The 12443-nt window shown below is 70.0% G+C and carries 12 protein-coding genes; 9 read left to right on the top strand and 3 right to left on the bottom strand.

The window, feature by feature from the left end; all coding sequences use genetic code 11:
- Positions 1–83: 83 nt before the first annotated feature.
- Positions 84–752, bottom strand: coding sequence for an SAM-dependent methyltransferase (locus tag ACGFIQ_RS05570; RefSeq protein WP_393239560.1), 669 nt, complete (start codon positions 750–752; stop codon positions 84–86).
- A 61-nt stretch (positions 753–813) separates the two neighbouring features.
- On the opposite strand from ACGFIQ_RS05570, the gene ACGFIQ_RS05565 reads away from it, so the two are divergent.
- The 6 genes from ACGFIQ_RS05565 to ACGFIQ_RS05540 all read left to right on the top strand — a co-directional run bounded on the left by ACGFIQ_RS05565 (position 814) and on the right by ACGFIQ_RS05540 (position 7758).
- On the top strand, positions 814–1452 hold the full coding sequence (locus ACGFIQ_RS05565; RefSeq protein ID WP_393239557.1) for a TetR/AcrR family transcriptional regulator: 639 nt from the start codon (positions 814–816) through the stop codon (positions 1450–1452).
- 90 nt (positions 1453–1542) lie between these two features.
- Positions 1543–1884, top strand: coding sequence for a hypothetical protein (locus ACGFIQ_RS05560; protein ID WP_393240372.1), 342 nt, complete (start codon positions 1543–1545; stop codon positions 1882–1884).
- 276 nt (positions 1885–2160) lie between these two features.
- Positions 2161–3228 (top strand): BMP family protein, encoded by a 1068-nt coding sequence (locus ACGFIQ_RS05555; RefSeq protein ID WP_393240369.1) that lies wholly within the window; start codon positions 2161–2163, stop codon positions 3226–3228.
- A gap of 188 nt (positions 3229–3416) precedes the next feature.
- The gene (locus ACGFIQ_RS05550) at positions 3417–5024 is read left to right on the top strand and encodes an ABC transporter ATP-binding protein (RefSeq protein ID WP_393240366.1); all 1608 of its coding nucleotides are present in this window, start codon (positions 3417–3419) and stop codon (positions 5022–5024) included.
- 76 nt (positions 5025–5100) lie between these two features.
- Positions 5101–6474, top strand: coding sequence for an ABC transporter permease (locus tag ACGFIQ_RS05545; protein ID WP_393239554.1), 1374 nt, complete (start codon positions 5101–5103; stop codon positions 6472–6474).
- A 3-nt stretch (positions 6475–6477) separates the two neighbouring features.
- On the top strand, positions 6478–7758 hold the full coding sequence (locus ACGFIQ_RS05540) for an ABC transporter permease (RefSeq protein WP_357075595.1): 1281 nt from the start codon (positions 6478–6480) through the stop codon (positions 7756–7758).
- A gap of 66 nt (positions 7759–7824) precedes the next feature.
- On the opposite strand, the gene gap is transcribed toward ACGFIQ_RS05540, so the two are convergent.
- Together gap and ACGFIQ_RS05530 are read right to left on the bottom strand one after the other, a co-directional pair.
- Positions 7825–8835: a type I glyceraldehyde-3-phosphate dehydrogenase gene (gap, locus tag ACGFIQ_RS05535; protein WP_393239550.1), complete on the bottom strand. Its 1011-nt coding sequence runs from the start codon at positions 8833–8835 to the stop codon at positions 7825–7827.
- A 4-nt stretch (positions 8836–8839) separates the two neighbouring features.
- Positions 8840–9433 (bottom strand): TetR/AcrR family transcriptional regulator, encoded by a 594-nt coding sequence (locus ACGFIQ_RS05530; protein WP_393239547.1) that lies wholly within the window; start codon positions 9431–9433, stop codon positions 8840–8842.
- Positions 9434–9522: 89 nt separating this feature from the next.
- Here ACGFIQ_RS05530 and ACGFIQ_RS05525 point away from each other — a divergent pair, with 89 nt between their 5' ends.
- From ACGFIQ_RS05525 to ACGFIQ_RS05515, 3 genes are all read left to right on the top strand, one after another.
- Positions 9523–10227 (top strand): cytidine deaminase, encoded by a 705-nt coding sequence (locus tag ACGFIQ_RS05525; protein ID WP_393239544.1) that lies wholly within the window; start codon positions 9523–9525, stop codon positions 10225–10227.
- Positions 10228–10367: 140 nt separating this feature from the next.
- Positions 10368–11648 (top strand): thymidine phosphorylase, encoded by a 1281-nt coding sequence (locus tag ACGFIQ_RS05520; RefSeq protein ID WP_393239541.1) that lies wholly within the window; start codon positions 10368–10370, stop codon positions 11646–11648.
- A gap of 112 nt (positions 11649–11760) precedes the next feature.
- Positions 11761–12441 carry a DUF4272 domain-containing protein gene (locus ACGFIQ_RS05515; protein WP_357076316.1) on the top strand — a complete coding sequence of 227 codons (681 nt, stop codon included), beginning with the start codon at positions 11761–11763 and terminating at the stop codon, positions 12439–12441.
- Positions 12442–12443: the final 2 nt, after the last annotated feature.

Genomic DNA, 12443 nt, shown 5'->3' with positions numbered 1-12443 from the left:
CTACCGGCTGCGGCCCGCAGGCTCCGAGCGAGGAATCCCATCGGTGATTCCGACTGAACTCTGGGGCATGCTACCGAAGATTGCTAGGCGTCGCGGCGCAGCGTGAACCAGAAGGTCGGCACCGAGTTGGTGCCCGGTGTGACGTCGAGTAGTTCCCAGCCGGGGAACCTGGCGCGCAGCTCGTCGGCGGTGACGCCCGCCGCCCAAGAGGTGATCTCGGTGGTCGGATTGCCGAGCGGCTCGGGGCCGTACCCGAACATCAGCAACAGTGCTCCGGGAGCGGCGCGGTGGGTGAGCCCGGCGGCGTAGGCGTCGCGGCGGTGTAGCGGGACCCCGCAGTAGCAGCTCAGGTCGAAGAACAGGTCGAAGGGGCCCGGCACGTCCAGCCCGTCGAGGCGGGTGGCGTCTCCGTGCAGCAGCCGTACCGCCACTCCCGCCGCCGCAGCCTTCTCCCTGGCTTGGTCAACGGCGCGGTCGATCAGGTCGACGGCCGCCACCTCCCAGCCGTGCCGTGCGAGGTAGATGGCGTTGGTCCCCGTGCCGCAGCCGAGTTCGAGGGCGCGGCCGGGTCGCAGCGCGCCGTGCCCCTCTACCAGGTCGACCAGCTCGGGCGGCGTCACGCCGGTGTCCCACGGCGGCTTGCCGGTGCGGTAGTAGCCCTCCAGTGCGCGGTGGACGGACTCCTCCTCCGGGTCGCGTTGCGTCGAGGCCAGGTCAGGTTCCGGCTTCTGGGTGGCGTTTGGCTGGTTCACCGCTCTCCTCCTAAAACTAGAGTTGAACTCTAGTGATGTACTCTAAAGATAGGCTCGCAATATGGAGAAGGTCAAGCGGCCGGACAAGCGAGCCGAGCGCTCACGCCGCACCCGTGAAAAGGTCGTCGAGGCGGCTCGCGAGCTATTCGTCACGCAGGGTTACGGGGCGACAAGTCTGCAGGAGGTCGCGGACCGGGCTGGCGTAGCCGTCCAGACGGTCTACTTCGTCTTCCGCAACAAGCGCGCGCTGTTCAAGGACGTCGTCGACACGTCCATCGCCGGGGACGCCGAGCCGATCGCCACCATGGATCGTGAGTGGTTCCGCGCCGCGTGCGCCGAGCCCACCGCAGCCGGGCAGTTGCGCGCGCACGTCCACGGCACCCGCGAAATCCTGGGCCGGGTCGCGCCGATCATGCCGCTGATCGCGGCTGCCGCAGCCACCGACCCTGAGATCGCCGCACAGTGGCCGGACGGCCCCGACCCGCGCTACACCGTGCAGTACGCAGCGGCCGAAGCCCTGGTCGGCAAGCCCGACACCCGTCCCGGCCTCTCCGTCGAGATGGCGGCGGACCTGCTGTTCGGCCTGCTCAGCCCACAGCTCTACCTGATTTTTGTCCGCGACCGCGACTGGTCACCGGACACGTGGGAAGAGTGGGCCCGCACCGCCTTGATCTCCCAGCTCTGCGCCGACCCCGGCTGAGCGGCCCGGCCAGCCGCCACGCCGGCGGCGACGCGCCGAGCGGCCCGACCCCCTACTACAAAGCGTCGTTGATAGGGGAGGATGAGTGACGTGGAAGCGCTGCGACTCATTCTCCTCTATGTCCATCTGATCGGCTTCGCCCTGCTGCTCGGCGGCGCGATCGCCCAATACGTCAGCGGCCGGATCCGGATCAACCAGGCCATGCTCTGGGGCTCGGTGATCCAGTTGCTGACCGGGCTCGGCCTCTCCGCCCCGTTGCGCGACGGCGACGAGCCGGCACTCGCGAAACTCGTGACGAAGTTGGTCATCGCGTTGCTGATCTTCGTCATGGTCTTCTTCTCCCGGAAGCGGGATGTGGTAAACCGTGGCCATTTCCTCGCGATAGTCGGTCTGACCCTGGTCAACGCGGCGGTCGCGGTCTTTTGGCGGTAACGTCCGAGAGGGGCAGCCGCCCCCGAAAGCGGATGTTGCGGACGCCGGGACACGCGCCTACCAGCCTCAGGAGTGACCTGCCCCACGCAAGGGTTACACCCGGGTAACAGGCGCTCAACAGTCGTGCACGATTGTCGGCCGGTGGGTGGGCGCGGGCGTACGCTCCCGTCCGTAACGTGGGACAGCCGGCGGCACACCGCAGGTCGGCTGATGGGCTGCCACCGCACTAGGCGCGGTGAGCAATGGGAAGGAGACGTCTTGCGCTCGGTGCGTGGGATGCGGATCGCCTCGATCGTCGCGGTGGGTGGGCTCGCGCTCACCGCCGCCGCTTGTGGCGAGGCCCCCAAGGATGACAACAACGCCGGCAGTGGCGGCAAGAAGTTCAGCGCCTGCATGGTGACCGACGTCGGCGGCATCGACGACAAGTCGTTCAACACCTCGGCCTGGAAGGGTCTGCAGGACGCCAAGGCCGCCAACGACAACATCGACATCAAGTTCGTCGCGTCCAAGGCCGAGGCCGACTACGAGCCGAACCTGACGCAGTACGTCAACCAGAAGTGCGACTTCATCCTGGCGGTCGGTGGCCTGATGCAGAACGCCACCTCGAAGATCGCCAAGGCGAACCCGAACCAGGAGTTCGGCATCGTCGACGCCAACCCGGGTGACGCCAACGTCTACCCGATGCAGTTCGACACCGCCCAGGCGGCGTTCCAGGCCGGCTACCTGGCCGCCGGGATGAGCAAGAGCGGCAAGGTGGGCACCTACGGTGGTCTGCCGATCCCGCCGGTCACCATCTTCATGGACGGCTTCGTCGACGGTGTGAAGTACTACAACACCACCAAGGGCAAGAACATCCAGGCGCTGGGTTGGAACAAGGAGACCCAGAAGGGCTCCTTCACCAACGACTTCGCCAAGCAGGACGAGGGCAAGAAGGTCTCCGACGCGCTGGTCGCCCAGGGCGCGGACATCATCATGCCGGTCGCCGGCGGCTCCGGCCTCGGCACCACCGCCGCGGCCAAGGCGTCCGGCGGCAAGTACAGCACCATCTGGGTGGACGTCGACGGCTGCGTGAGCACCCCGGACTGCTCGGCGATCATCACCACGGTCGTCAAGAACATCCCGGAAGCAGTCAAGGAGGCCGTGGTGAAGGCCGCCGCCGGCGACAAGCTGCCGGCCAAGCCGGGCTTCGTCGGCACCCTGGCCAACACCGGTGTCTCGATCGCCCCGTACCACGACTTCGACAGCAAGGTTCCGGCCGAGCTGAAGGCCGAGGTCGACAAGATCAAGGCGGACATCGCCGCGGGCACCATCACCGTCACCTCGAAGGCCCAGCCGACCAAGTGACGACCGGCCGGCCCCTCCGGTGAGATCATCGGGGGGTCGGCGGGGGACAGGTACGACCGACCGGCCGCTCTGGCCCCGCGGGTGACCGTGGGGTCGGAGCGGCCGATCGCGCACCACGTCGGCCGGTCCGGTCCGGTCCGGTCGACGGCAGCTAGGCTGCACCATCGCTCGCACTCCAGGAGGTTGCGCTGAGACTCGAACTGCGCGGCATCACCAAGCGGTTCGGTGATCTGGTCGCCAACGACCACATCGACCTGACGGTGGAGCCTGGAGAGATTCACGCCCTGCTCGGCGAGAACGGCGCGGGCAAGTCGACACTGATGAACGTGCTCTACGGGCTCTACCAGCCCGACGAGGGCGAGATCCTGGTCGACGGCAAGCCGCTGAAGCTGAGGGGCCCATCCGACGCGATCGGCGCCGGGATCGGCATGGTGCACCAGCACTTCATGCTGGTGCCGGTGTTCACCGTCGCGGAAAACATCATGCTCGGCGCCGAGCAGACCCGGGGCGGCATCGCCGGCTTCCTGGACCGGCGTCGCGCCCGGCGCGAGGTCACCGAGGTGTCCGAGCGCTACAACCTGCGGGTCGACCCGGACGCGGTGATCGAGGACCTGCCGGTCGGCATCCAACAGCGCGTCGAGATCGTCAAGGCGCTCACCCGCGACGTCGACCTGCTCATCCTGGACGAGCCGACCGCCGTGCTCACGCCGCAGGAGACCGAGGAACTGCTGACGGTCATGCGGTCGCTCAAGGCCGCCGGCAAGTCGATCGTCTTCATCACCCACAAACTCGGCGAGGTCAAGGCCATCGCCGACCGGATCACCGTGATCCGACGCGGCAAGACCGTCGGCACCGCCTCGCCGGAGGCCAGCCGGGACGAGCTGGCCGCCCTGATGGTCGGGCGTAACGTCCGGCTGACCGTGGACAAGTCCCCGGCCACGCCGGGCGACCCGGTGCTGGAGGTGGCCGGGCTCGTCGTCGACGACGACCGGCAGATCCGCGCGGTCGACGGGGTGGACCTGACCGTGCGCGCCGGTGAGGTGCTCGGCGTGGCGGGCGTACAGGGCAACGGTCAGACCGAGCTGATCGAGGCGATCATGGGACTGCGCCCGGTGCTCGCCGGCACGGTCAGCCTGGTCGGGGACCGGATCGACGGCTGGAAGCCCAAGAAGGTGCTCCGCGCGGGCGTCGGCTACGTGCCCGAGGACCGCAGCGTGGACGGCCTGGTCAAGGAGTTCAGCGTCGCGGAGAACCTGGTGCTGGACATCTACGACCGGCCGCCGTTCGGTGCCGGGCTCGCGCTCAGGCCGGAGGCGATCGCCGCCTCCGCGAAGGAACGGATCGAGCAGTTCGACGTCCGTACCTCATCGGCCGACGCTGCGGTGGGCACCCTCTCCGGCGGCAACCAGCAGAAGGTGATCGTGGCCCGGGAGTTGTCCCGGCCGCTGAAGCTCTTCATCGCCGCCCAGCCGACCCGTGGCGTCGACGTCGGGTCGATCGAGTTCATCCACAGCCAGATCATCCGCGAGCGGGACATCGGCACCGCCGTCATGGTGGTCTCCAGTGAGCTGGACGAGGTGATCGGGCTGGCCGACCGGATCGCGGTGATGTACCGCGGTCGGATCATCGGCGTCGTCGGCCCGGACACCCCGCGTGAGGAGATCGGCCTGCTGATGGCCGGCATCAGCCCGGACGAGGCCCACGAAGCCGTCGCGACACCCGCCGCCGACGAGCCCGGTGCGGCCGACGGGGGCCCGGCGAGCGACGCAGGCCCCGCGAACGAGGACAAGGCATGAGCGAGCGTCAGCGAGCGAATCATCGTTGCAGGGCGTTGGTGTCTCATGGCGGCACGCAGCGAAGCGGAGTGACGGCATGAGCGACCCCACGTCGCAGTCGGGTTCCCCGGACAAGGGGCCGGCGAGCGAGGCGCAGGCCGCGCAGAACGCGCTCGGCAACACCGAACGGGCCGAGTCGGCGACCGAACCGGACCGTTCGGCGGCGACGTCGGCGCCGGACCAGCGGCCCGAGCCCAGCCTGGGCCGGTTGTTCGTGGACAACCTCTGGGCGGCCAACACCTTCACGGTGACGCTGCTGTCGTTGGTGCTGGCGATCGTGGTCGGTGCGGTGCTGATGATCATTTCTGATCCGGCGGTGCTGTCCACCTACTCGTACATCACCTCGCGGCCGTCCGACGCGATCAACTCCAGCTGGACGCTTGTCAGCGAGGCGTACGCGAACCTGTTCAAGGGTTCGATCTTCGACCCGGAAGCGTTCTCCGCCTGGGTGAACGGCAGTGGTGGTTGGGAGGCCGTGCTCGCGCCGATCTCCGAGACGCTCACCTACACGGCGCCGCTGGTCTTCACGGGCCTGTCGGTGGCGTTGGCCTTCCGGGGCGGCCTGTTCAACATCGGCGCCCAGGGCCAGGCCACCGTCGGCGTGATCCTGGCGGCGCTGGCCGGCTTCCTGCTGCCCCTGCCACCCGGCCTGCACCTGCTGGTGGCGGTGCTGGCCGGCGCCCTGGGCGGGGCGATCTGGGGATTCATCCCCGGCATCCTCAAGGCCCGCGCCGGCGCGCACGAGGTGATCACCACGATCATGCTCAACTACGTCGCCACGTACCTGCTCACCTGGCTGATCGTGCAGGACGGCGTGCAGGACCCGAACCGTACCGACGCGATCAGCAAGGCGGTGGACACCTCCGCCCAGCTGCCCCGCCTGCTCGGTGACAACCTGCGGGTGCACGCCGGTATCCTGCTCGCCGTGCTGGCGACCTGGGCGGTCGCCTGGCTGCTGAACCGCTCGACGCTCGGCTTCGAGCTGCGGGCGGTCGGCGCCAACCCGGACGCCGCCCGCACCGCCGGCATCAGCGTCACGCGGACGTACATCCTGATCATGGTCTTCGCCGGCATCCTGGCGGGCCTCGGCGGCTCGAACATGGTCCTCGGCTCCACCGCCAGCGCGCTGACCCCGTTGGTGGTCGCGCAGATCGGCTTCGACGGCATCCTGGTGGCGCTGCTGGGGCGGGTGAAGCCCTGGGGTGTGCTGCTGGCCGCGTTGCTGTTCGGGGCGTTGCAGGCCGGTGGCAACCGGATGCAGTCGTACTCCGGGATCTCCCTGGAGCTGGTGACCGTGCTCCAGGCGTTGATCGTCATCTTCATCGCCGCGCCGGCCCTGGTGAAGGCGATCTTCCAGCTCCGGGCCGCGCGCGCCGCCCGGTTGCAGACGAGCCTGGCGAAGGGCTGGTAGCTCATGTCCACCATGGCTGTCCCCGACATCGCGGTCGCCCCGGTCCACCAGGGCTTCTGGACCCGGAGCCGCAAGGTCGGCCTCACCCTGCTGGCGCTCGGCCTGCTGGCGGCGGTGCTCTTCGGCGCGCTCGCCACCGACCAGCAGGCCCGGTTCACGCTCAGCGACGACGCGGCCGGTGCCGCATTGGAGATCAACGGCACGATCGGGGCGATCCTGTTCGGGATCATCGCGATCGCCGCCGGCGCGGCGCTGCTCGCCGGGGTGCCGAAGCGGTGGTTCCTCCCCGTGCTCGGCGTCGGGCTCGCCGGCTTCGTGCTCTCGTTCCTCTGCTGGCAGGTCTCCGCCGCGCCGGCCGGGCAGAACTTCATGCCGCTCGTCAACATCATCCGGGGCACGTTCATCCTGGCCCTGCCGCTGATCTTCGGCGCGCTCGCCGGCGTCCTCTGCGAACGATCCGGCGTGGTCAACGTGGCCATCGAGGGCCAGTTGCTGATGGGCGCGTTCAGTGGCGCGCTGTTCGGCAGCATCTCCGGCAGCGTCTGGGTGGGTCTGGTCGCCGCCGCCATCGGCGGTGCGTTCATCTCGCTGCTGCTCGCCGTCTTCGCCATCCGCTACCTGGTCGACCAGGTCGTCATGGGCATCGTGCTGAACCTGCTCGCGGTCGGCGTCACCGGCTTCCTCTACGAGCGGCTGATGCAGACCGACGCGGCGAAATACAACAGCGCGCCACGCTTCAGCAACTGGGAGATCCCACTGCTGAAGGACATCCCGGTGCTCGGGCCGGCGTTGTTCCGCGGCAACATCTTCCTCTACCTCGGGCTGCTGCTGGTGCTGGTGATCCACATCGGGTTGTTCCGTACCCGGTGGGGTCTGCGCACCCGCTCGGTCGGCGAGCACCCGATCGCCGCCGACACGCTCGGCGTCAAGGTGCTGCGGGTCCGCTACCGCAACGTGCTGCTGGCCGGGGTGGTCGCCGGCATCGGCGGCGCGTCCTACACGCTGGCGCTCTACTCGTTCACCAAGAACATGATCGGCGGCAAGGGCTTCATCGCGCTGGCCGCACTGATCTTCGGCCGCTGGAACCCGACCGGCGCGCTGCTCGCCGCGCTCTTCTTCGGCTTCGCCGACCAGCTCGCCACCTACCTGGGCGCGATCAGCAGCTCGATCCCCAGCCAGTTCCTGGCCATGCTGCCCTACCTGGCGACCATCCTCGCGGTCGCCGGCCTGGTCGGCCGGGTCCGGGCGCCGGCCGCCGACGGCAAGCCGTACATCAAGGGCTGAGGCCCCGTAGTCGTGCCCGGCGGGATGCCCCGCCGGGCACGATGACAGCGCCCGCCCTCTACGGCGTCAGGCCGCCGCGGCCGTTCCGATCCGCTCGGAGAACTCCACGAGGCGGTTGGAGAAGCCCCACTCGTTGTCGTACCAGCCGAACACCTTGACCTGGTTGCCGACGGCCTCGGTCAGCGGCGCGTCGAAGACCGACGAGTAGGGATTGCCGACGATGTCCGCCGAGACCAGCGGCGCCTCCGAGTACTGCAGGTAGCGCCGCAGCCCCGGGGAGGCGGCGGCCTCGCGGAACGCCGCGTTGACCTCCTGGACGTCGGCGCGCTGGCGGAGGACCACGGTGAGGTCGGTGATCGAGCCCGTCGCGACGGGTACGCGCAGTGCGGCGCCGGTGAGACGCCCGTCGAGCTCCGGGATGACCTTGCCGATCGCCTTCGCCGCGCCCGACGACGTCGGGATGGTCGAGACGGCCGCCGCGCGGGCGCGGCGCAGGTCGGAGTGTGGCGCGTCGTGGAGCCGCTGGTCGCCCGTGTAGGCGTGGATCGTCGTCATCAGTCCCGACTCGATGCCGAACGAGTCGTTGAGCACCTTCGCCAGCGGCGCCAGCGAGTTCGTGGTGCAGGAGCCGTTGGAGAAGACGTCGTGGCTGTCCGGGTCGAGGCTGTCGTCGTTCACGCCGAGAACGAACGTGGGGACGTCCCCCTTGGCCGGCGCCGAGATGATGACCTTCCGCGCGCCGCCCTTGAGGTGGGCCACCGCCGTGCCGCCGTCGGTGAAGTGACCGGTGGACTCGATGACGACGTCGGCGCCGACGTCACCCCAGGGGATGGTGGCCGGGTCGGACTGCGCGAAGACCCTCATGCGCGTGCCCTGCACGGCGATCGCGTCACCGTCGTAGGCGACGCCGTCCAGGTGGCCGGAGACCGAGTCCCATTCGAGCAGGGTGGCCAGCGTGCGGGCATCGGTGAGGTCGTTCACCGCGACCACCTCGACGTCGGCGTTGTTGGCCAGGGCCGCGCGCAGGTAGGTGCGCCCGATCCGACCGAACCCGTTGATGCCGATGCGTACCGTCATGGCTTCAGCTCCTCCTGTTGTTCTCGTGGGCGGGCCCGGTTGGTGCCGCTGCCCGGAGCAGGCCGAGAGCACCGGCGCGGGCATCGTCGAACGGGCCCGGGTCCTGCTGGGCGATGGCGAGCACATAGCCGCCCTGTAGGACGGCCATCAGGGTGTTGGCGAGTTGCTCGGGGTCGAGGTCGTCGCTCAGTTCGCCCGCGGCGACGGCCTCGCGTAGCACCGTGACCCAGCGGACGCGGACCTGGGCGAACGCGCGTGCCACCGGGGCGAGCAGCACCGGGTCCTCGCGGACCTGCGGGTCCTGGGTCATCCGGCCGACCTTGCAGCCCTTGAGGGCGTCGCGGGGACGCATCAGGTATGCCTCGATCCGAGCCATCGGGTCGCCTGGGCCGTCGAGTTCGGACGCGGCCGGCAGCAGATCGGCGACGTTGCGCTCAAGGGCGGCGAGCGCGAGATCCCGCTTGGTGGGGAAGTGGTGGTACATGCTGCCCTGGCCCACGCCGGACCGTTCGCGAACGTCACGCGGGCTGGTGTCGGCGTAGCCGCGCTCCCACATGAGCTGGCTCATCGTGTCGACGAGTAGTTGTCGCGAGTCCATGGTGTCACTGTACATACCAGTAGGTACAGTCCGCCCGTGGACCCCGCCCTGCCCGCTCCTGACCTGGGCCGCCTGGGCAGAATGGTGGCATGACCGACATTGACTGGGCGCGCCTGCGCGCCGCCGCCACCGACGCGATGCGGCACGCGTACGCGCCGTACTCGACGTTCCCGGTCGGCGCGGCCGCGCTTGTCGACGACGGCCGCGTGGTGGTCGGCTGCAACGTGGAGAACGCCGCGTACGGGGTGACGCTGTGCGCCGAGTGCGGCGTGGTGTCCTCGCTGCACGCCACCGGTGGCGGTCGACTCGTCGCGCTGTCCTGCGTCGACGCGACAGGTGAACCGCTGATGCCATGCGGGCGGTGCCGGCAACTGCTCTGGGAGCACGGCGGGCCGGAGTGCCTGATCGAGAGCAAGACCCGCCCGCTGCGGATGGCGGAGCTGCTGCCGCACGCCTTCGGCGTGGAGGACCTGGAGGCGGTGACCGGCGAGACGCCGTTGCCGGTGGTCCCGGAGCGGCTGGCCGCCTGGCGTGGCCGGGGCACCGTCTTCGTGCACCCGGACATGTCGGCCGGGCAGCAGGTCTGGACGGCGTACTGGGAGCGGTCGGCCGGAGACGACGTCGGTGCCGAGACCGGTGTGCTGGAGGAGGCCCCGAGCTGGGACGAGCCGGCCGAGGCGATCACCTGGGGCCTGGCCCGGACACCGCGTGTGGTGGTGGTCGACGCGACCGGCACGATCTTCTGGGCTGGGGAGGGTGAGCCGCCTTTGGAGATCCCGGTTCGGTGGGGTTGAGGTTGGGGGGCGGGGGCCGACCGTGCCCGGCTCCGGGCGGTCAGGCTTGATCCCTCCGCCGGGCACGGTCGGCCCCCGCCCCGACCTGGGCACGGGCCGCCGGTCTGGATCTGCACGACGACGTGAGAAGGAACTACAGAGTGAGTGGTTTTGCTGCTGTTGACGTTATTCGGGTCAAGCGGGATGGCGGGGTGCTGTCGGACGCGCAGATCGACTGGGTGGTCGACGCGTACACCCGGGGGGTCGTCGCCGACGAGCAGATGTCGGCGTTGGCGATGGCGATCCTGCTCAACGGCATGACCGGGCCGGAGATCGCCAGGTGGACCGCCGCGATGATCGCCAGCGGCGAGCGGCTGGACCTCTCGGCGGTACGCCGGCCGACAGTCGACAAGCACTCCACCGGCGGCGTCGGCGACAAGATCACTCTGCCGCTCACCCCGCTGGTGGCGGCGTGCGGCGCGGCCGTGCCGCAGTTGAGCGGCCGAGGGCTCGGGCACACCGGCGGCACGCTCGACAAGTTGGAGTCCATCTCGGGCTGGCGGGCCACGGTGAGCAACGACGAGTTCATCACCCAGCTCGACGAGGTCGGCGCGGTGATCTGCGCGGCCGGTGCCGGGCTTGCCCCGGCCGACCGCAAGCTGTACGCGCTGCGCGACGTGACCGGCACCGTGGAGGCGATCCCGCTGATCGCCAGCTCGATCATGAGCAAGAAGATCGCCGAGGGCACCGGCGCGTTGGTCCTCGACGTGAAGGTCGGCTCGGGTGCTTTCATGAAGTCCGTCGACCAGGCCCGCGAGCTGGCGCGCACGATGGTCGAGTTGGGTGGTGCGCACGGCGTTCGGACGGTCGCCCTGCTCACCGACATGTCCACCCCGCTCGGCCTGGCGATCGGCAACGCGGTGGAGGTGACCGAGTCGGTCGAGGTGCTGGCCGGAGGTGGACCTGCCGACGTGGTGGAGCTGACCCTCGCGCTGGCCCGGGAGATGCTCGACGCGGCCGGCCTGCCGGACGCCGACCCGGCGGCGGCACTGCGGGACGGCCGGGCGATGGACTCCTGGCGGTCGATGGTCCGGGCGCAGGGTGGCGACCCGGACGCGCCGATGCCGGCCGCGAACGAAGTCGAGGTGGTCCGCGCCGAGCGGGACGGGCACGTCGCGGCCGTCGACGCGTACGCCATGGGGGTTGCGGCGTGGCGGCTCGGCGCGGGTCGGGCCCGCAAGGAGGACCCGGTCAGCGTGCCGGCCGGGGTGGTGTTGCACAGGCGGCCGGGTGACCCGGTCCGGGCCGGTGACCCCCTCTACGAGCTGCGTGCCGAGGACGCGACGCGGATTCCGGCGGCGCTGGCCGAGGCTGCCGACGCGGTACGGATCGCGCCGACCGCCCCGGCGGCGACGCCGCTGGTCATCGAACGCATCGGCTGAGGCGAAACAGGGGTCGGGGTGGCGTGGTGTCGGTCACCTTGGAGCGCTATTGTCGCAGGCCAAGGGGGGACAACCGGCGTCGAGCCGGCGCGAGCAGACAGGAAGACCCGCCGTGACCGTTGCTGCTCCCAACCCACGTGAGGTGCGCGAAGCGAGCCTGGACGAGCTGTCCCGGCTCGGTCTGCCGCTGCCGCCGGCCCAGTTTCCGCTGGTCTGGGAGCCGGGGGACGAGATCGACCTGCGCCCCACGGCGGAGATCGAGGCGCGGATCGCCGTGCTGCACCTGATCCTGGCCCGCTGCTTCGGGATGCCCCCGGAGGCGGCGATGAGCTGGCTGCTCGGCTCGCACCTGGTCGAGATGGTCACGCCGCCGGAGTGGCAGTTCGTGATGGGCGGCAAGGGCGACCACCGCTCGTTCGTGCTGCACCACGACGCGCTCTTCGCGCTGGCCTGGGTGCTCGGGTTGAGCAAGCAACTCGACCCGACCCTGGCCGTCGACGAGCGGCTGGTCGAGCGGCTGCCGCACATCGCCGAGGGGGAGACGTTCCCGCGCTGGCGTTCCCGGATCCTCACCGCGCCGCAGCACCCCGCCGACGCGGCCGCCCTGCTCGACCTGCACTACTGCCTGGACTGGGCGTACCTGGAGACCGAGCGCGACGGTCGGCGGGCGCCGGGCCTGGTCGACGCGAACGCGATCGGGCAGCGCCGCTGGGCGCTGGAGTGGGCGGTGATCCTGCGCGGGCCGTACCACGACGAGCCGCCCGGCTGGGAAGAGGTCGACCTCTCCACCTGAGT

Origin of the sequence: Micromonospora sp. NPDC048898, from assembly GCF_043198035.1 — a bacterium.
Taxonomy (GTDB): domain Bacteria; phylum Actinomycetota; class Actinomycetes; order Mycobacteriales; family Micromonosporaceae; genus Micromonospora.
The sequence above is the reverse complement of the archived record's forward strand: the minus strand, read 5'-3'. Positions and strand labels throughout refer to the sequence as shown.

Bases quoted from the DNA above. Each gene is read 5' to 3' on its own strand.
- ACGFIQ_RS05555 (WP_393240369.1), top strand. From the start codon at position 2,161: ATGCGGATCGCCTCGATCGTCGCGGTGGGTGGGCTCGCGCTCACCGCC.
- ACGFIQ_RS05565 (WP_393239557.1), top strand. From the start codon at position 814: ATGGAGAAGGTCAAGCGGCCGGACAAGCGAGCCGAGCGCTCACGCCGC.
- ACGFIQ_RS05545 (WP_393239554.1), top strand. From the start codon at position 5,101: ATGAGCGACCCCACGTCGCAGTCGGGTTCCCCGGACAAGGGGCCGGCG.
- ACGFIQ_RS05530 (WP_393239547.1), bottom strand. From the start codon at position 9,433: ATGGACTCGCGACAACTACTCGTCGACACGATGAGCCAGCTCATGTGG.
- gap (WP_393239550.1), bottom strand. From the start codon at position 8,835: ATGACGGTACGCATCGGCATCAACGGGTTCGGTCGGATCGGGCGCACC.
- ACGFIQ_RS05540 (WP_357075595.1), top strand. From the start codon at position 6,478: ATGTCCACCATGGCTGTCCCCGACATCGCGGTCGCCCCGGTCCACCAG.
- ACGFIQ_RS05525 (WP_393239544.1), top strand. From the start codon at position 9,523: ATGACCGACATTGACTGGGCGCGCCTGCGCGCCGCCGCCACCGACGCG.